The sequence below is a fragment of the Thermincola ferriacetica genome (assembly GCF_001263415.1).
GTDB lineage: Bacteria > Bacillota > Thermincolia > Thermincolales > Thermincolaceae > Thermincola > Thermincola ferriacetica.
Genome location: NZ_LGTE01000009.1, coordinates 17,021 through 34,124 on the forward strand (window position 1 = coordinate 17,021; position 17,104 = coordinate 34,124).

General features: G+C 45.4%; 19 protein-coding genes. All 19 read left to right on the forward strand.

The window, feature by feature from the left end; genetic code table 11:
- The first annotated feature begins 83 nt into the window (after positions 1-83).
- The 19 genes from Tfer_RS07375 (at position 84) to Tfer_RS07465 (ending at position 17,080) form a co-directional block, all read left to right on the forward strand.
- Positions 84-818 carry an NADH-quinone oxidoreductase subunit B family protein gene (locus Tfer_RS07375; protein ID WP_052217700.1) on the forward strand — a complete coding sequence of 245 codons (735 nt, stop codon included), beginning with the start codon at positions 84-86 and terminating at the stop codon, positions 816-818.
- Between the two features lie 260 nt (positions 819-1,078).
- Positions 1,079-1,705 (forward strand): Ni/Fe-hydrogenase, b-type cytochrome subunit, encoded by a 627-nt coding sequence (gene cybH, locus Tfer_RS07380; RefSeq protein ID WP_052217702.1) that lies wholly within the window; start codon positions 1,079-1,081, stop codon positions 1,703-1,705.
- A gap of 150 nt (positions 1,706-1,855) precedes the next feature.
- Positions 1,856-2,209: a hydrogenase maturation nickel metallochaperone HypA gene (gene hypA, locus Tfer_RS07385; RefSeq protein ID WP_052217704.1), complete on the forward strand. Its 354-nt coding sequence runs from the start codon at positions 1,856-1,858 to the stop codon at positions 2,207-2,209.
- A complete protein-coding gene (gene hypB, locus Tfer_RS07390) occupies positions 2,199-2,858 on the forward strand; it encodes a hydrogenase nickel incorporation protein HypB (protein ID WP_052217706.1) in 660 nt (219 codons plus the stop codon). The genes hypA and hypB overlap by 11 nt, the downstream gene beginning before the upstream one ends.
- 576 nt (positions 2,859-3,434) lie before the next feature.
- A complete protein-coding gene (locus Tfer_RS07395; RefSeq protein WP_052217708.1) occupies positions 3,435-4,154 on the forward strand; it encodes a CvpA family protein in 720 nt (239 codons plus the stop codon).
- Between the two features lie 87 nt (positions 4,155-4,241).
- The gene (locus Tfer_RS07400) at positions 4,242-5,699 is read left to right on the forward strand and encodes an aminopeptidase (protein WP_052217710.1); all 1,458 of its coding nucleotides are present in this window, start codon (positions 4,242-4,244) and stop codon (positions 5,697-5,699) included.
- Positions 5,700-5,849: 150 nt separating this feature from the next.
- Positions 5,850-6,764 carry a HEAT repeat domain-containing protein gene (locus Tfer_RS07405; protein ID WP_052217712.1) on the forward strand — a complete coding sequence of 305 codons (915 nt, stop codon included), beginning with the start codon at positions 5,850-5,852 and terminating at the stop codon, positions 6,762-6,764.
- Positions 6,765-6,774: 10 nt separating this feature from the next.
- Positions 6,775-7,683: a mechanosensitive ion channel family protein gene (locus tag Tfer_RS07410; RefSeq protein WP_052217714.1), complete on the forward strand. Its 909-nt coding sequence runs from the start codon at positions 6,775-6,777 to the stop codon at positions 7,681-7,683.
- A gap of 24 nt (positions 7,684-7,707) precedes the next feature.
- The gene (locus tag Tfer_RS07415) at positions 7,708-7,911 is read left to right on the forward strand and encodes a DUF951 domain-containing protein (RefSeq protein WP_052217716.1); all 204 of its coding nucleotides are present in this window, start codon (positions 7,708-7,710) and stop codon (positions 7,909-7,911) included.
- A 72-nt stretch (positions 7,912-7,983) separates the two neighbouring features.
- A complete protein-coding gene (gene ychF / locus Tfer_RS07420) occupies positions 7,984-9,078 on the forward strand; it encodes a redox-regulated ATPase YchF (protein ID WP_052217718.1) in 1,095 nt (364 codons plus the stop codon).
- A gap of 142 nt (positions 9,079-9,220) precedes the next feature.
- Entirely contained in the window at positions 9,221-9,508 is a 288-nt protein-coding gene (gene rpsF, locus Tfer_RS07425; RefSeq protein ID WP_013121796.1) for a 30S ribosomal protein S6, read from the forward strand.
- Between the two features lie 36 nt (positions 9,509-9,544).
- Positions 9,545-9,946 carry a single-stranded DNA-binding protein gene (locus tag Tfer_RS07430; RefSeq protein WP_052217720.1) on the forward strand — a complete coding sequence of 134 codons (402 nt, stop codon included), beginning with the start codon at positions 9,545-9,547 and terminating at the stop codon, positions 9,944-9,946.
- 21 nt (positions 9,947-9,967) lie between these two features.
- The gene (gene rpsR / locus Tfer_RS07435) at positions 9,968-10,198 is read left to right on the forward strand and encodes a 30S ribosomal protein S18 (RefSeq protein WP_013121794.1); all 231 of its coding nucleotides are present in this window, start codon (positions 9,968-9,970) and stop codon (positions 10,196-10,198) included.
- A gap of 191 nt (positions 10,199-10,389) precedes the next feature.
- The gene (locus Tfer_RS07440) at positions 10,390-10,707 is read left to right on the forward strand and encodes a MazG-like family protein (RefSeq protein WP_013121793.1); all 318 of its coding nucleotides are present in this window, start codon (positions 10,390-10,392) and stop codon (positions 10,705-10,707) included.
- A gap of 6 nt (positions 10,708-10,713) precedes the next feature.
- On the forward strand, positions 10,714-11,688 hold the full coding sequence (locus Tfer_RS07445) for a YybS family protein (protein WP_052217724.1): 975 nt from the start codon (positions 10,714-10,716) through the stop codon (positions 11,686-11,688).
- Between the two features lie 29 nt (positions 11,689-11,717).
- Positions 11,718-12,161 carry a 50S ribosomal protein L9 gene (rplI, locus tag Tfer_RS07450; RefSeq protein ID WP_013121791.1) on the forward strand — a complete coding sequence of 148 codons (444 nt, stop codon included), beginning with the start codon at positions 11,718-11,720 and terminating at the stop codon, positions 12,159-12,161.
- A 35-nt stretch (positions 12,162-12,196) separates the two neighbouring features.
- Positions 12,197-14,146, forward strand: coding sequence for a Lon family ATP-dependent protease (gene lonC, locus Tfer_RS07455; protein ID WP_052217726.1), 1,950 nt, complete (start codon positions 12,197-12,199; stop codon positions 14,144-14,146).
- 24 nt (positions 14,147-14,170) lie between these two features.
- A complete protein-coding gene (dnaB, locus tag Tfer_RS07460) occupies positions 14,171-15,511 on the forward strand; it encodes a replicative DNA helicase (protein ID WP_052217728.1) in 1,341 nt (446 codons plus the stop codon).
- A gap of 285 nt (positions 15,512-15,796) precedes the next feature.
- Positions 15,797-17,080 carry an adenylosuccinate synthase gene (locus Tfer_RS07465; protein WP_052217729.1) on the forward strand — a complete coding sequence of 428 codons (1,284 nt, stop codon included), beginning with the start codon at positions 15,797-15,799 and terminating at the stop codon, positions 17,078-17,080.
- Positions 17,081-17,104: the final 24 nt, after the last annotated feature.

The following is a 17,104-nucleotide window of genomic DNA, read 5'->3' on the forward strand; positions in this document are numbered from 1 at the left end:
TTTTTTGTTTAATTAAACAGGAAACTGGATAATTGGCACAAATATTGCATTTTACTGATGGTGCGGTTTAAAGGAGGGCTAAAATGACTTATCTGAGCAAAAAGGATTTCAGCCAGTTATGTCTTGGTTCATCGGGTGAAGGCGGGATTTCACAAATATATATACCCGAAATTGTACGTACCCTGGAAGAAGCGGCAATGGGATGTCCTCCGGTTATTTGGCTGCAGGGGGCATCGTGCGGGGGATGTTCCATATCGCTGTTGGATAATGTTCATCCCAAGCTAAGAAATGCCTTAATAAAAATTAAAAGCCTGGCTTTTCTGCAACAGCCTGTGGCCAATAAAAATGATTTTGTAGAGAAAGTGCTTACCATTGCCAGGGATTATAAAGGCCAGTTTTATCTTATTATAGAAGGGGCTATCCCTACAGGGGCAGATGGCTTGTACTGCATTGTGGGTGAAGATGCTGACGGCCGGCCAATTTCGCTACTCAACCTGGTCAAAAAGTTGAGCGCTTCAGCTAAAGCGGTTTTAGCTTTGGGAACCTGTGCGGCTTTTGGTGGGGTTCCGGCGATTGAGCCAAATCCAACAGGCTGCCAGGGAGTTAGCAAAGTACTGGCGGGCCAAACAGTTATAAACATCCCAGGGTGCCCTCCCCATTCCGATTGGGTTATTGGTACCTTAGTACATGTTTTGCGCTATGGAATACCTGACCTCGACGGGGATTTGCGGCCAACCTTATTTTATGAGGGTCTGGACCAGGGAGAAGAACCGTTAGGTTACCTGACTGAAAGCCTGAAAAAAACCTCCTTTTCTTAAAAGAAGAGAATATAAAGAGGGGGTGATAATTCCGGCGATTTAGGAAAGGAAGAAGAACGAAAAGGAAGTCTATTTTTAAGAGAAAAAACGGGCAAGGCAATTAAGGCGGGATATTTTAATCAGATAACCAGGTAGAAAGGGATGCAGTTCTTTAGCGTTAAAGGCATTCTGCCTTCAATAGTAGCAGGATATCCGTTGAGCAATGATGAATAACATAATAAGAAAATAGTTAGCCTAAACTTTTTTGGGGGTGGCAGTAATTGCAGCCATTGATTCTAGTTCATACCAGAACCGCCAGGTTTTTACACTGGTTCAATATGCTCTGCATTACTGTGCTCATATTGACTGGATTTTATATCCATAGTCCACTGAGGTTCAATATTTTCCCCAATATGGACGTAGCCCGAAAACTGCATTTTATGTTTATGTACCTGGTAATTTACGGTGTGATAATAAGATTGTATTATTCCTTTTATAGCGGAGACTATAAAGAAATAATGTTTACACCGGGGGATGTAAAAGGCTTTCCGGCTTTGGCAAAATACTATCTGTTTTTGAGCAAAGAAAGCCCGAATTTCGGGAAATATAACCCCGGACAAAAACTGGTTTATTCTTCTTGGGTTATTTTATTAGGGGTTCAGGCGCTGACAGGTTTTATACTGTATTTTTCGGGGTTGGCTTGGTTGGGAAATTTACTTGGCGGAATTGTGACGATGCGTCAGGTACATTATCTGGTTACCTGGATTTTTGTGTCTACCGTAGGAATTCATGTATATTTAAGCTTTGTAGGCGGCAAACACGTTCTTAAATCAATCATAACCGGCTGCATGCCGGCAGGCGCGAATTTACAGCCGGCTTCCCTTGAGCAAGAAGAAGTTTCATTTTAGCCAAACCGCTGACTAAAGTATTTTGCGTTTTCGGAAAATTGCCTATAGTGCGATTTTATTTAAGAAGCTTCACCCGTAATGAAACGGTGAAGCTTTTTTGACCTTTGTCTGCGGGCATGGTAAAATGTAGCTTGACGAGGAGTTGTTGTTATGCACGAAATGTCATTAATGGCCGGTGTATTCGACGTGATCAACAAGACTATTGCACCTTATCCCAATGCTAAAGTCACTAAAGTAATACTGGTTGTTGGGGCTTTAACCAATGCGGTTCCCGATGCACTGCAGTTGGCTTTTGAAGTTTTTGCGAAAGGTTCGCCTGTAGAAGGAGCCGTTTTGGAAATTCAGGAAGTACCTCTTAAATTAAAGTGTGATGAGTGTGGGTGGGAAGGGCCTGTTGATATATACCAGCCTGTTTGTCCCAAGTGCCGGTCTTTTAATGTTGGTGTAATTGCCGGCAGGGAATTGTTAATCAAGAGTCTGGAGGTAGAAACTGATGGAGATTAAAGTGAATACGGGAATACTGGAAGCCAACGAGGCAACGGCCAAAGCCAACAAAGAACTGTTAAAGGCAAAGCGGGTTTTTACAATAAATGTCATGGGTTCTCCGGGGGCGGGGAAGACTACACTCCTGGAAAGGACCATAGAATTGCTTAAGGACCGTATCAGGATGGGCGTCATAGAAGGTGATATTTATACTGCCAAGGATGCCCAAAGAATTGAAAAGCATGGGATCCCGGTAAAACAGATCAACACCGGCGGGGCTTGTCACCTGGATGCCAGAATGGTTGAGAAGGCGTTAAACTTTTTTAACCTGGACGAACTGGACCTCATGATTATTGAAAACGTGGGGAATCTTGTCTGTCCTGTGGAATTTAACTTGGGAGAAGATCTGAAAATAGCTGTTTTAAGCATTACGGAGGGCGATGATAAACCCCTCAAATACCCGCTTATTTTCAAAGAATCTGCGGCAGTTCTGATAAATAAGGTGGATATGTTAGAATTCACAGACGTTAATTTGGAGACTCTGGAGAGAGATATACGCCTTATCAATCCGCATATCAAGATATTTTTTGTATCTGCCCGTACCGGGCAAGGAATAAGGGATTGGACCGACTGGTTATTGCAGCAGGTAGAAAATTCGAATCGGACCTGAGGGCAAGGGGAGGTTAAACGAATCCTCCGCTCCCATAGTTCTTAGCTAGTCTATTGGAGGATTGGGTGGGGTTTTCCGCTACCACGGAGCTTTATGCTGCAAAACCTTGACAAGAAGGCAGCGTTCCCGAACTCGATGGCTCATGTTGATTTCCTTAAAAGCCAGGCCGCCTCCCGTCCAAGCACTCATCTTGAGCTGAGTGCTGGACTCTCCGGCGGCCTTCGCCATCTTCAAACATGCGGGAACCTCCTGCCTTCTTGTCTGCAGTTTTGCGGGCGCAGTCGCTCCTTAACGGTAGCCTGAGAACCCACCCAACCCTCCATGAAAAAAACTAGCGCATTAAACTATAGCCCCGTTCCGGAAAACATTTCACCTCCCCGAAATTTCGGAATAATTTTTGACAAAAACTTATGGGCTATCCTTTTGGAGTATTCCATATTTTTTGTATCTGTTTTGATAACGGGAAAACCCGGTGACAGCGCACCTCACCACAGATTAGAAAATGTTGTCGCTTATACAGGAAATTGCATGTAACAGGTGGAAATATTAAGAAAGTAATATGAAAGGGGAGCGGGTATGAACTTACTGGACCTATTATTGTCTGCGGGACTGTTTTTGGCAATTTTTAGAGGATACCGCAAAGGAATGCTGGTCAGCTTTTTTAACTTCCTGGGTTATGTTGTGGGTTTTGTATCGGCACTGTTATTTAGCGAAGTTTTAGCAAAGGTTATAGACCGTTCTTTTGGTATAACGAAAAAAATGATGCCCTGGCTTCTGGACAATGCCTCCCTGCCAGCCACGGTAAATAAGACCCGGATTGCCGACATACCTTTTGAAAAAGCTCAAGACGTGGCTGCCAACTTGTCAGTGCCGGGAACTTTCCGGGATGCTTTTATTGATTACCTTGGGCAGATAGCTGAAATGCCTGCTACTAAAAATATACATACGCTCGGGGATGCCTTGGGGTACCTAATGGCCATGTTTTTGCTGACGGCCATCTGTTTTGCTTTCATTTACTTTTTGGTTTCGCGTTTCCTTGGTAAAACCATTCCCAGTTGGTTCAAAAAAACATCGCCGGCCCCGGTTACTTTCTTGGACCATTTGGGAGGGGCGGTTCTAGGGCTGCTCACAGGCATAATAGGCCTGATGATAACGATAGGCATGTTGATTCCTCTGGCGGCCGCAGGCGCTATAAAGGGTACGGATACAGGATTACTGGGCAGAATGGCTGAAATAATCAACAGTTCTGTTTTTATGACCACGTTTTCGGAGACCGTAATAAGTTTCCTAAGCTAGAAAAGGTTATAATTTGGCGATTATAAAGTAAAATATTATATATTCAACTTTCGCAAAATATAAGCAACTAATTGGAGGAGCGAGTTTATGAATAAGAAAGAAGAAACCAAATCGCCCGGTGAAAAGTTAAAAGAAGAATTATGCGCTGAGACCCAACTCGTGTGGGATAGTATTGATAAGAAGGAAAAAGAGGAGGTTATGCGGTTTAACGAAGACTACAAAACCTTCTTAAGTAATGCAAAAACAGAAAAACAAACGGTTAAAGAAATTATCCAACAGGCCCGGGACAAAGGATTTATAAGCCTGGAGGAGATGTTCAAGGGCGGCAAAAAGTTGAAACCGGGAAACAAAATTTTTATTAACTATAAGAATAAAAGCGCTGTTTTAGTGGTGGTTGGGAAGGAACCACTTTGGGAAGGGTTGAATATCGTAGGTTCTCACGTTGATGCCCCCAGGCTGGACTTAAAACCTCAACCTCTTTATGAGGATCAAAACCTGGCTTTAATGAAAACTCATTATTACGGCGGAATAAAGAAATATCAATGGCCGGCAATTCCGCTGGCTTTGCATGGGGTAGTTTATACAGCCAGGGGAACCGTTGCCGAACTGATGGTGGGTGAAAAGGCCGAGGAGCCTGTTTTTACCATTTCCGATCTACTGCCCCATCTGGCCAAGGAGCAGATGGGCAAAAAAATGGGGGAAGCTATCAAGGGAGAAGATTTGAATATTCTTGTTGGCAGTATTCCTGTAGAAGATAAAGAAGTTAAAGAACGCGTAAAATTAACTGTCCTTAAATTGTTAAACGAGCGTTATGGCATTACGGAAGAAGACTTTATCAGCGCTGAACTCGAGTTAGTCCCTGCCGGACCGGCCCGGGATGTGGGACTTGACAGAAGTATGGTGGGGGGTTACGGACAAGACGACAGGGTATGTGCCTATGCTTCTTTAAGAGCTATTTTAGATGTGCAAAGTCCCATATATACCTCAGTAGCCATTTTTGTCGACAAAGAGGAAATCGGCAGCACCGGAAATACCGGGATGAAATCGAGATTTTTTGAAAATGCTGTAGCTGAAATGCTGTACCTGGTTGCCGGCGATTATAACGAACTATACTGTCGCAGGACTCTGGCCCATTCCCGCGCATTATCGGCAGACGTCAGCGCCGGGATGGATCCCAACTATCCTAATGTCGTGGATAAATACAATGCAGCCAGGTTGGGGTATGGTGTGGTTATTACCAAGTATACAGGTTCCGGCGGAAAATATTCCACCAGCGATGCCAACCCCGGCTTTATTAACCAGGTGAGACGTATTTTTAAGGAAAATAAAGTAATATGGCAAACGGGCGAACTGGGCAAAGTGGACCAGGGGGGCGGCGGCACGATCGCCCAATATATCGCCAGATACGGTATGGAAGTCCTGGATTGCGGCGTGGCCCTGCTGGGTATGCACTCTCCCTTTGAAGTGGCCCATAAAGGCGACATTTACATGGGATACAAAGCTTATAAAGCCTTTTTTGAACAAGCAGGTAATGAAAAGTATTGATAAGGAGACCAAATGGCAGAAAGTTGTTCAGCCATTTGGTCTTTTTTCTGCAGTACCGGCAATGGTGAAAAAGAGGTTAATTTGTCGGCAGGAAAAACCCGGTAAGCGTCGAAGTTACTTGGCGAACGGGAAAGGCAGGTTGATATTCAAATGAATTTGCCCTTAATTGGCGCCCTTGTTTTTGTTTTGATGTTAGGGGTACTGTTTCTTTTGGCGCGAAGTAATAAATCGTTTTCCGTTAATGAATACGGTTCCTTAGTGAAATCGGAGGAAAAAGTTCCTGTTGACAGCGAAACTTTGATAAACATCTTAAAAGATGGCAACGCTAAAGAAAAAATTGCGGCCATAGAAAAGCTTGTTGAGCTGGCTCCGCCCGGTTGCGGGCAGTTATTGGTGGAGGCCATGGCCGATAAAAACGAGGAAGTTAAAATAGTGGCCGCGGAAGCGCTGCTGAAAATGAGGGATGTAGAAACCATTTCCTTATTAGTTGAAGCTCTTCGCAATCCGGGAAAATGGTTGCCGGCCAGGGTGGCAGAGGTATTGGCGGCTATTGGAGAGCCGGCCGTGCCTGTTTTGACGGAAGCAGCAGCCGATGCTGATGAAAAGGTACGCGCCTATGTTATTCAAATTTTGGGTATGATAAATGCCAACGGGCTGGAACCGGTATTTCAAAAGGGTCTGCAAGACTCCTCGGTGGAGGTGCGGAGGGCAGCGGCGTCAGTTTTAGCTGAATTAAAGCCTGCCGGGTTGCAAGAAGACTTGTTGGCAGCGGTGAAAGATTCCGATGCTAGGGTAAGGATCCACGCAATAAAAGCCCTGAGCCGTTTTAAGGATAAACGGGTACTTGAGCGGTTGGCAGCAGCGACCGAAGATGACGAGTGGACCGTGGTGGCAAGCGCTATAGGAGCTTTGGCCGGCATAGGAAATGAAGGAGAAGAGATTTTATCGCGAATAGCGGGAGATTTGCATCACCCGGGGCAGGAATTGGCCTTGAAGGCTTTGCAAGCTAAAGGAAAGAAACCTGGTAAAGTTGTAAACATATCCTATGGCCGAAATGATGTTTAGGAGGACCTCTATGGACAAACTAATTGAACGTTGGTTACAAAAGATACCTCTAATTTCAGAGGAGACCTTGGCAAAGGTTTTTACGGTCACATATAAAATTATTGGAATAATCGTTATAGCCAAAATTGGGTTAATGCTGGGCAATTTTATTATAAACAAAGTTTTTACTTTCGGTGACAGGAGGCCTTACTTTGACGAACGCCGGGTCAATACCCTGCGCACCCTGTTGAAGAGTGCGCTTCGCTATGCAGCTTACTTTCTGGTGGGGTTGGGCGTTTTGCAGGAATTGCTCCAGACTTTGCTGGGCACCGACATTAAAACTTTTTTAGCTGGTGCCGGAATAATTGGCGTGGCGCTGGGTTTTGGTGCACAGAGTTTGGTAAAAGATATTGTTACAGGCTTTTTTATCCTGCTGGAAAACCAGTATGCTGTGGGTGAATACATTACTACAGGTCAATACTCGGGATTTGTGGAAGAAATGGGATTACGGGTTACCAAGCTCAGGGACTGGGGTGGGGAACTGCACATCGTCCCTAACGGCATGTTAACCGCCGTTACCAATTACAGCCGTGGCAGTATGCGCGCTATGGTAGACATGAGCATTGCCTATGAGGAAGATATTGACAAAGCTATTCATGTTATGAGCAGAGTAGCCGGCGAAATTGCAGAAGAACTACAGGATGTAATAGTTGAAGGGCCTGAGATATTGGGGGTTGTAGCTTTTGGACCTTCGGAAGTAATTATCCGCTGTGTGGCCAAAACTAAGCCGATGGAACAATGGCGGGTGGAAAGGGAGTTGCGGAAAAGGTTCAAAGAAGCTTTTGATAAGGAAGGCATCGAAATTCCCTACCCAAAACAAGTATATATTAGTGGGGATAAGCGAACAGAAGCCCCGAAGGCGAAAGAAGGAAATTACTGATTCCTGTTGAATGGAGGTGGTGATATGCACAAATTCAGAGTAGGGGATATAGTTAAAATGAGGAAACCCCACCCCTGTGGCGGTTACGAATGGGAAATTACCCGGACAGGGATGGACTTTCGGATGAAATGCCTGAAATGCAATCACCAGGTTATGCTGCCGCGGCCCAAGTTTGAAAAAGGCGTTAAGGCCGTGGTTAAGTCTGTTGTGGAAAGTGAAGAGAATTAAGGCAGGCTTGCACCCCAATATTAACTGGGGTATAATTTTTGCGTGGAACTAAATAGAAAGGATGAAATACATATGCAGCTTGGTATCGTAGGTCTCCCCAACGTCGGCAAGTCGACGTTATTTAATGCTATTACCCGAGCGGGTGCGGAAGCAGCCAATTACCCTTTCTGTACAATAGACCCCAATGTAGGAGTAGTTGAAGTTCCGGACCCAAGGCTGGACAAGCTGGCAGAAATGGTTAATCCCCAGCGGGTTGTTCCCACTGTTACCCAGTTTGTGGACATTGCCGGTCTGGTCCGCGGGGCCAGTAAGGGAGAAGGTTTGGGAAACAAGTTTTTGTCCCATATCAGGGAAGTGGATGCTATCGTCCATGTGGTCCGTTGTTTCCGGGATGATAATGTTGCCCATGTTGAGGGCAGTGTCGGCCCGACCAGGGATATTGAAACAATAAACATGGAACTTATTTTGGCTGACATGGAGACTCTGGAGAGAAGGCTGGACAGAAGCCGGAAGCTGTTAAAAACAAATGATAAAAAAGTAGCGGCAGAAGTGGAATTGCTGGAACGGATTTACGCAGCTTTGGATGCCGGCAAGCCTATCAGAGGCCTGGGCCTGAATCCGGAAGAAGCGGCCATAATCAAAGATGCTAATTTTCTGACTGCCAAGCCGGTTTTATACGCCGCCAATGTTGGCGAGGAAGATTTACCCGACGGAAAGGGAAACCCTTTTGTGGAAGAGGTGAAAAGAATAGCGGCAGCGGAAAATTCTGAAGTTATCGTGGTCTGTGCCAAAATAGAAGCGGAAATAGCTGAACTGGATGACGACGAAAAAGCGGAATTTCTTGCGGACCTGGGGTTGGAGGAATCGGGGCTGGATAAACTTATCCGGGCAGGCTACAGGTTGTTGGGACTGATGACCTTTTTTACCGCTGGCCCGCAGGAAGTCAAGGCCTGGACTATCAAACGGGGAACCAAGGCGCCCCAGGCAGCGGGGAAAATTCATTCCGACATTGAACGAGGTTTTATCAGGGCGGAAGTAGTTTCCTATGATGACCTAATGGCTGCCGGTTCACAACTGGCGGCCAGGGAGAAAGGCCTGGTCCGGCTGGAAGGAAAAGATTATGTGATGCAGGATGGGGACGTTGTTTACTTCCGTTTTAATGTATAGGTCCGATAGGATTTGCGCATCTATTTCTTGCCAGAACCTAGGTTTTTGTGTTATAATTACTCATCGAGGCCTGTGAGTGTTTTACTGCCCTGCTCTACCATTGTGGTAGGGCCGTTAGTCCATAGGGAGGAGGTGTTCGTATATGCGAGCCTATGAAGCTATGTATATCATTAATCCGGAGCTGGATGAAGAACAAAGCAATGCCATAGTGGAGAAATTCCAGGGTATTGTGACCGGCACCGGCGGTGAGCTCGTCAAACTAGACAAGTGGGGTAAACGTAAATTGGCTTATGAAATCGATCATAAGCGGGAAGGATTTTACGTTTTGATGCAGTTTAACGGTGAGCCTGCAACCGCACAGGAGCTAGACCGGGTATTCCGGATTACTGACGGCATAATGAAATATATGATCGTTAAAGAAGATAAATAGTTTGTTTGGAGAGAAGAACTCAGGTGGTGTTATTTAATGTTAAACAGGGTCATCCTGATTGGCCGGTTAACTAAAGATCCGGAACTGCGGTACACACCTAACGGTAGAGCTGTTGCCGGCTTTACCCTTGCTGTTGACAGGCCTTTTAAAAATCAGCAGGGAGAGCGGGAGACAGACTTTATTAACATAGTTGTTTGGGGAGCGCAAGCCGAGAATTGCGCTAACTATTTATCAAAAGGTAAACTGGCTGCTGTCGACGGAAGGTTGCAGATTCGTTCCTTTGAAGGGCAGGACGGACAGCGCCGCTGGGTTACGGAAGTAGTGGCCGATACGGTTCGTTTCTTGAGCCCCAAAAGCGGCAGTGAGCCGGCTTCCTTTGGCGGAGCTGAAGAGATGGGTATTTCTGTTGACTTTTCCGATGACGATATACCTTTCTAGTAAACCTGTAGGAGGGATAATATGAAGCGTGAACGTGGCAGAAGACCTCGTAAAAGGGTTTGCTCCTTTTGCGTAGACAAGGTGGAAGCCATCGATTATAAAGATAGCGCCAAACTTCGGAAGTATATAACCGAACGCGGCAAGATCTTGCCTCGCCGGATTTCCGGCAACTGTGCGAAACACCAGAGACAGTTAACGACAGCTATTAAAAGGGCCAGGCACATGGCGTTGCTGCCCTTCACAGCCGAATAATAAGTTGTTATGAAAAAATGAGCGGAAAGGAAGCCAGTGCTTCCTTTTTGTTTTCTGGTGGAAAAAGGCTGCTTAAAGACTTGTTTTTAATTAGTTTTATAGGAATAAATTGAATAAACAGGGCGGGAGGAAATTCGTAAATATATGCAGAATAGTAAAAGGACATGTGCGACCAAGGAAGGTGTTGCGAAGTGTCCCTGAATAATCAAGGCGTGGATATTGCCAAAAACATCAGAATTATAGAATGGCTAAAGGCCGAACTGACCGGTTCGGTGGCAGCTTTGTTTAAGGCGATGCTTAAAGGTACTGAGGAAATTATTGTTGAAGCTCTGGCCTCAATTATTATTACCTCATACATAATAGCGCGGCGCCTGGGCATAAATTTTTCCAGGTTAGACCTGCATATAGAAAGCAAGTTGCGCGGCAGTATTGAGGAAGGACATGAGGTAGAACGCTGGTACGGGGACTTATCAGCATTTTTGCGCTACGTTACCGGTAAGAAGAGGTGAAATCATTTGAACCAACAACGGGCAGTCCAGCCCTTGGCAGAAGGAGCATTACTTGCTGCTTTGGCAACTTTTTTGGGAATTTTATCTTTAGGCGTACCCCCGGTGCGTTTTATTACTGATTTTTTATGGGGAATACCCATTATAGTAATAATCACAAAAAGAGACTTAAGATCCGGATTTATGGTGTTGGCGGTTTCGCTAATTTTATTGCTTTTTATGTTTGACCCTTTGACGGTGTTTCTTTTTGCTATAGAACTCTCCCCCTTGGCTTTTTGCTACGGGTGGTTAATAAAAAAGAAATACGCTGCCGGGAAGAGCCTGATAGTGGGTACTGTGGTGGCTGTGGCGGCAGAAATCGTCACTATCCTGGGCTTTTTATATTTGGCAAAAATCCATATTATTCCTGCGAAGAATGAGCTCATTCGACAAGTTGACGAAGCGCTGGCATTGTATAAGCAGTTTGGACTACTGGATATATATGCACAAAAAGGGATCAGTGAATCTATGCTCAAAGATGCGCTTTATCAATCGGTTGAGCTAATAACACTGCTGATTCCGGCAGCGCTGATATTGTCTGCCGTGATGCGGGCCTTCCTGACCTGGGTTATTTCGCAAAGGGTAATGAGAAGGCTTGGATTTGAGATGAGCCGACTTCCCAGGTTTGTCGAATGGCAGTTACCCTGGTATGTTATTTGGTTTTTAATTATAGGACTTGTCTTGACCCTGGCAGGTGACCATTTCCATATTGAGAAGTTGGCTATCATGGGCAAAAATATGGTATTTGTAATATCCTTTGTTTACACTGTTATAGGATTGGCAATTACTATACATCTGATGAAAAACTGGAAACTGCCGGCATGGTTTAAAGTTTTTATGGTTATTATAGCCATATTGAATTTATCAGGAACCCTTGTGCTATTTGCTTTGTTGGGGGTATTTGATTCTTTTGTTAATTTCCGCCGGCTTGGCCGTGAGATTTAGGTTTGTATTTTCGAGGGGGTATCAACTTTATGAAGGTTATTTTGATGGAAGATGTGAAAAAATTGGGCAAAAAAGGCGATATAGTCAATGTGGCTGAGGGTTATGCCCGCAATTTTCTGTTTCCGCGCAATTTAGCCGTCGAAGCTACACAAGGCAATCTGAAAAATCTAGAACAGAAAAAGCAGGCGGAAATGGCCAAAAAAGCCCAACTGTTACAAGAAGCCAAAAACTTGGCTGAAAAAATTGAAGGGCTGGAAATAAAAGTGGCTACTAAGGTTGGCGATGGGGGCAAACTGTTTGGCTCTGTTACCAGTAAGGATGTTGCAGAAAAACTCTATGAGCAACACAAGATTCAGGTTGACAAAAAGAAAATAGAAATTGATACTATTAAAACCCTGGGAACTTACCAGGCTTCCGTTAAAATTCATCCGGAAGTACAAGCCCGGTTTACTGTCAAGGTAGTTGAGGGATAAGAAAGGTAGTTGGGGAATAAGAAAGGAGTAAGTTGATGAAAAGCTTTTTGGATAAATTTATTACCCGGACCGAAAAGCCGGACTTGTCTGCGAAATTTACTGAAGAGGACCATTTAAACAGGCAGGTAGCAGCAATTTTTAGCCTGTTAACCAATATTTACGGGTCGGACAAAATCGTACTCAAGGCCAGTAAATTAGAAGCCTTAAATCTCATACGTTCTGAAGTGTTGCAAGAAAAAGTACTTGGTTTGCAGCGCATAGTTTTCGAAGACCCTACCCTGGATATTCCGCCTTCCCTTGACCAGATACCCAAAATTCTTGATGAAATACAGGATGAAATTGCTGATGTGATAGCCCGGCGGTCGGTGGAAGACAAACTGGAAAAGAAGATTGCCGACCGCATGCAGCAGCGGCATGAAGAATATGTAAAAGAGATAAAAATGCAGATATTAAAAGAATCTGCCGGGCCGGAAAATGCCCAAACACTGAAAAAACTGGCCATTTTGGAGAAGATGGAGCATAAAAAGCTGGCTAAATCAGCGATGGAAGCGCTCCGGCCGACGTCCTTTGAAGAGATAGTGGGACAGGAGAGGGCCATACGTTCCCTGCTGTCCAAGATAGTTTCTCCCTTTCCGCAGCACATCATCCTTTATGGTCCGCCGGGGGTTGGTAAAACGACGGCAGCAAGGCTGGCACTGAAAAAAGCCAAAGAAATTCCCGGTTCGCCTTTTGATGAAGATGCGCCCTTTGTAGAGGTGGACGGAACAACTCTACGCTGGGATCCCCGGGATGTAACAAATCCGTTGTTGGGCTCGGTACATGACCCAATTTACCAGGGCGCCCGCAGGGATTTAGCCGATACAGGGATTCCTGAGCCCAAACTGGGTTTAGTGACGGAAGCCCATGGAGGGGTGCTTTTTATTGATGAAATCGGTGAAATGGACCCGATGTTACAGAACAAGCTCCTAAAAGTTTTGGAAGATAAAAGAGTTACCTTCGATTCAGCTTATTATGACCCTACTGATCCCAATATTCCGCAGTACATTAAAAAGATATTTGAAGAAGGTGCGCCGGCGGATTTTGTATTGATTGGCGCCACCACCAGGGGCCAGGAAGATATTCCGCCGGCTATTCGGTCCAGGTGCGCAGAAGTATTTTTTGAACCGCTGACTCCGTCCGATATTGAAGAGATTATTAGAAAAGCGGCGGTAAAATTAAAAGTTCAACTGGATGACCGGGTTCCCGAAATAATCAGCGAATATACCATTGAAGGGCGTAAGGCCATAAATATCCTGGCTGATGCCTATGGCCTCGCCCTTTATAAGAGGCAGAATGCGGGGGATGAGGGGAAAGAAATCTTTATTTCTGCTGATGATGTGTTGGAAGTGCTGCAAGTCAGCCGCCTGTCACCTTATGTGATAACTAAGGCATCAAATACCTATGAAGTGGGCCGGGTCTTCGGCCTTGGGGTTATTGGATTTGTCGGGTCTGTCCTGGAAATTGAAGCAGTAGCCTTCCCGGTTAACAAGGATGGGGCCGGCAAAATCCGGTTCAACGAAACGGCGGGAAGTATGGCCAAAGACTCGGTTTTTAATGCTGCTTCAGTAATCAGGAAGATTACCGGTGAAGATATATCCAATTATGATATTCATGTCAACGTGGTGGGTGGCGGCAAAATAGACGGGCCGTCGGCCGGTATTGCTATCCTGATCGCGATTATCAGCGCTATTCAAAACAAACCTATTCGCCAGGACGTGGCCCTGACAGGGGAAATCTCCATCCAGGGCAAAGTGAAGGCTGTTGGCGGGGTGTTTGAAAAAATTTACGGGGCCAAACAGGCTGGTATGAAGTATGTGATTGTCCCAAAAGAGAATGAAAAAGATGTGCCTTATGATTTAAAAGGTATAGAGGTTATTTTGGCCGGCAGAGTGGAAGATGTTATCGAGTTCATGTTCCCCGCCGAAGAAAAATCCCTTGTTGGTTAACCTGCTGGTTTGGGGGGATAGGCCTTGAGTTTACCACTGGAAAAAATACCTCCACAAAACCTGGACGCTGAGCAATCCGTTCTCGGAGCTATGCTCATCGATAAGGAATCCATAATCAAGGTAAGCGAAATTTTGCGCCCCGAAGATTTTTACCGGGATGCCCACAAACACATTTATGAAGCCATGCTGGACCTCAGTGAACGTAATGAGGCAGTTGACCTGATTACCCTTACTGAGGAGTTGCGGCAGAGGGGGTTTTTGGACCAGGTGGGGGGGGCGGCATACGTGGCCGGCTTGGCCACCATGGTGCCCACGGCCGCCAATGTGGAGTATTATGCCCGCATAGTTGAGGAAAAGGCCCTGCTTAGGAACCTGATTAATGTTGCTACAAGAATAGTGGCTCTTGGTTACGAAAGTGATGAGGAACCCACGGAACTTATAGATACCGCGGAGAAAATGATTTTTGAACTGTCGCAGCGGAAAGCGCGGGAGGGTTTTTCACCATTAAAAAATATTCTCATGCAGACTTTTGACCGGATTGAAGACCTGTACAATAACAAGGGCCAAATAACCGGTGTGCCCAGTGGTTTTGTGGATTTGGACAGGCTGACCTCGGGATTTCAGCCGTCGGATCTGATTATTGTGGCGGCCAGACCTTCTATGGGAAAGACAGCATTTTGCCTGAACATTGCCCAACATGCCGCTGTACGCGGCCAGGTACCGGTGGCAATTTTCAGCCTGGAAATGTCCAAAGAGCAGTTGGTACAGAGAATTCTCTGCAGCCAGGCTATGGTGGACCAGCAGAAAATAAGAACAGGCAACCTGGAAGAAGAGGACTGGAAAAAACTTACCAAAGCAGCGGGGCCATTGTCGCAAGCGCCTATATATATTGATGATACGCCCGGTTTATCTGTAAGCGAGATGCGCGCCAAGGCCCGCCGGTTGAAAGCGGAAAAAGGGTTGGGGTTAATAGTCATAGATTATCTGCAGTTAATGTCCGCAAGCTCAAGAAGAAGTGAAAATAGACAGCAGGAAATTTCCGAGATTTCCCGTTCCCTTAAATTGCTGGCCAGGGAACTGCAGGCGCCCGTAATTGCTCTTTCCCAGCTCAGCCGGGCCGTGGAGCAAAGGCAGGATAAACGGCCCATGATGTCGGACTTGAGGGAAAGTGGTTCCCTTGAACAGGATGCGGATCTGGTCATGTTTATTTACAGAGATGATTATTACAACCCGGAATCTGAAAAAAGAGGTATTTCCGAATTAATTATTGCCAAGCAGCGGAACGGGCCTGTGGGAACCGTTGAACTTGGCTTTCTCAAGGAATTTACAAAGTTTGTTAACCTGGAACGGCATCGTGCTGATTAATGATAGGTTCATTGACAACAACAGAGGGGTTTGGTAAAATATTAATGTTGGTCATTCTGTGCTTTTATATGTAGGTAAATGGAGGTAGTAATTTGGTTTTATGGCTCAAATAGATAACTTTTCAGTTTTCTATTTGGGTTATTTTATTTGCTTAATTTTTCAATAAGTTGCGCAAAGTAAAATTAACTGTTCACGGCAATTGAAAAAGGATTACGCTGGGGAAATGGCCAATAAACCGGATTACAACGGGAAGGGAAAGGATAATTTGGAGGAGTGATTTTTTAAATGTCTGCTGTTGTGCTTATAGGAGCCCAGTGGGGAGATGAAGGAAAGGGGAAAGTTACCGATTTTCTGGCCGAACAGGCAGACCTGGTGGTGCGCTATCAGGGAGGGAACAATGCCGGCCATACCGTAGTGGTAGGGGATCAGGAATTCAAATTACACTTGATTCCATCCGGTATCCTGTACCCGGAAAAAATGTGCCTTATCGGCAACGGCGTTGTTATTGACCCCTTGGTTTTGTTAAAAGAACTGGAATACCTGGCTGGGCGAGGAATAAAGACTGATAATTTACGGATCAGCCCACGGGCTCATATAATTATGCCTTATCACAAGAAACTGGACGAAGTAATAGAGGAAAGTAAAGGGACTAAAAAAATTGGCACCACTAAACGGGGCATTGGACCGGCGTATATGGACAAAGCCGCCAGGGTTGGCATCCGTGTGGTTGACCTATTAGACAGGGAAGAGTTTGAAGAATTGCTGGAAATTAACCTGGAGGAGAAGAACCATTTACTGACCAAGGTATATGAAACCGAAGGATTTGATAAAAAGGCTATTCTTGATGAATACCTGAGCTATGCTGAGGCGCTGCGCAAATATGTTGCCGATACATCGGTGCTGATTAACAATGCTTTAAAAGCAGGCAAAAAGGTGCTGTTTGAAGGCGCCCAGGGAACTTTGCTGGACCTCGATCACGGAACATATCCCTTTGTAACATCTTCCCACCCCATTGCCGGAGCGGCTTGTATAGGAGCGGGTATCGGTCCGACAAAAATAAGCAAAGTCTTGGGCATTGTTAAGGCGTACACCACCAGGGTTGGTGAAGGGCCTTTTCCAACGGAGCTCTTTGACGAAACAGGCAAGCTCATTCAAACAAATGGGAATGAATTTGGCACTACTACCGGCAGACCGCGGCGCTGCGGCTGGTTTGATGCCGTAATCGTCAGGTATGCAGCGAGAATCAGCGGTTTAACAAGTATAGCAATTACAAAACTGGATGTGCTTACGGGACTGCCGGTTTTGAAAATTTGTACCGGTTATAGGTATAGGAACGAAATAATTACCGAGTTCCCGGCCAGCTTAAAGGTCCTTTCTGAGTGTGAACCTATTTACGAAGAAATGAAAGGATGGCAGGAGGATATTTCGCAGGTAAACAGATATGAAGATTTGCCCGATGCAGCTAAGGCTTACCTGGAGCGGATCCGCCAGTTGGTTGAAGTGCCTGTATCAATTATTGGTGTGGGAACCAGGAGAAGCCAGACGATAATCAGGGAAAATATTTTCTAAATTCGGTATGTTCTGAGTCCCATA

What these genes read in the sequence shown, in the direction of transcription:
- Tfer_RS07375 (WP_052217700.1), top strand. Translation starts at nt 84, where the DNA reads ATGACTTATCTGAGCAAAAAGGATTTCAGCCAGTTATGTCTTGGTTCA.
- hypA (WP_052217704.1), top strand. Translation starts at nt 1,856, where the DNA reads ATGCACGAAATGTCATTAATGGCCGGTGTATTCGACGTGATCAACAAG.
- hypB (WP_052217706.1), top strand. Translation starts at nt 2,199, where the DNA reads ATGGAGATTAAAGTGAATACGGGAATACTGGAAGCCAACGAGGCAACG.
- Tfer_RS07395 (WP_052217708.1), top strand. Translation starts at nt 3,435, where the DNA reads ATGAACTTACTGGACCTATTATTGTCTGCGGGACTGTTTTTGGCAATT.
- Tfer_RS07400 (WP_052217710.1), top strand. Translation starts at nt 4,242, where the DNA reads ATGAATAAGAAAGAAGAAACCAAATCGCCCGGTGAAAAGTTAAAAGAA.
- Tfer_RS07405 (WP_052217712.1), top strand. Translation starts at nt 5,850, where the DNA reads ATGAATTTGCCCTTAATTGGCGCCCTTGTTTTTGTTTTGATGTTAGGG.
- Tfer_RS07410 (WP_052217714.1), top strand. Translation starts at nt 6,775, where the DNA reads ATGGACAAACTAATTGAACGTTGGTTACAAAAGATACCTCTAATTTCA.
- Tfer_RS07415 (WP_052217716.1), top strand. Translation starts at nt 7,708, where the DNA reads ATGCACAAATTCAGAGTAGGGGATATAGTTAAAATGAGGAAACCCCAC.
- ychF (WP_052217718.1), top strand. Translation starts at nt 7,984, where the DNA reads ATGCAGCTTGGTATCGTAGGTCTCCCCAACGTCGGCAAGTCGACGTTA.
- rpsF (WP_013121796.1), top strand. Translation starts at nt 9,221, where the DNA reads ATGCGAGCCTATGAAGCTATGTATATCATTAATCCGGAGCTGGATGAA.
- Tfer_RS07430 (WP_052217720.1), top strand. Translation starts at nt 9,545, where the DNA reads ATGTTAAACAGGGTCATCCTGATTGGCCGGTTAACTAAAGATCCGGAA.
- rpsR (WP_013121794.1), top strand. Translation starts at nt 9,968, where the DNA reads ATGAAGCGTGAACGTGGCAGAAGACCTCGTAAAAGGGTTTGCTCCTTT.
- rplI (WP_013121791.1), top strand. Translation starts at nt 11,718, where the DNA reads ATGAAGGTTATTTTGATGGAAGATGTGAAAAAATTGGGCAAAAAAGGC.
- lonC (WP_052217726.1), top strand. Translation starts at nt 12,197, where the DNA reads ATGAAAAGCTTTTTGGATAAATTTATTACCCGGACCGAAAAGCCGGAC.
- Tfer_RS07465 (WP_052217729.1), top strand. Translation starts at nt 15,797, where the DNA reads ATGTCTGCTGTTGTGCTTATAGGAGCCCAGTGGGGAGATGAAGGAAAG.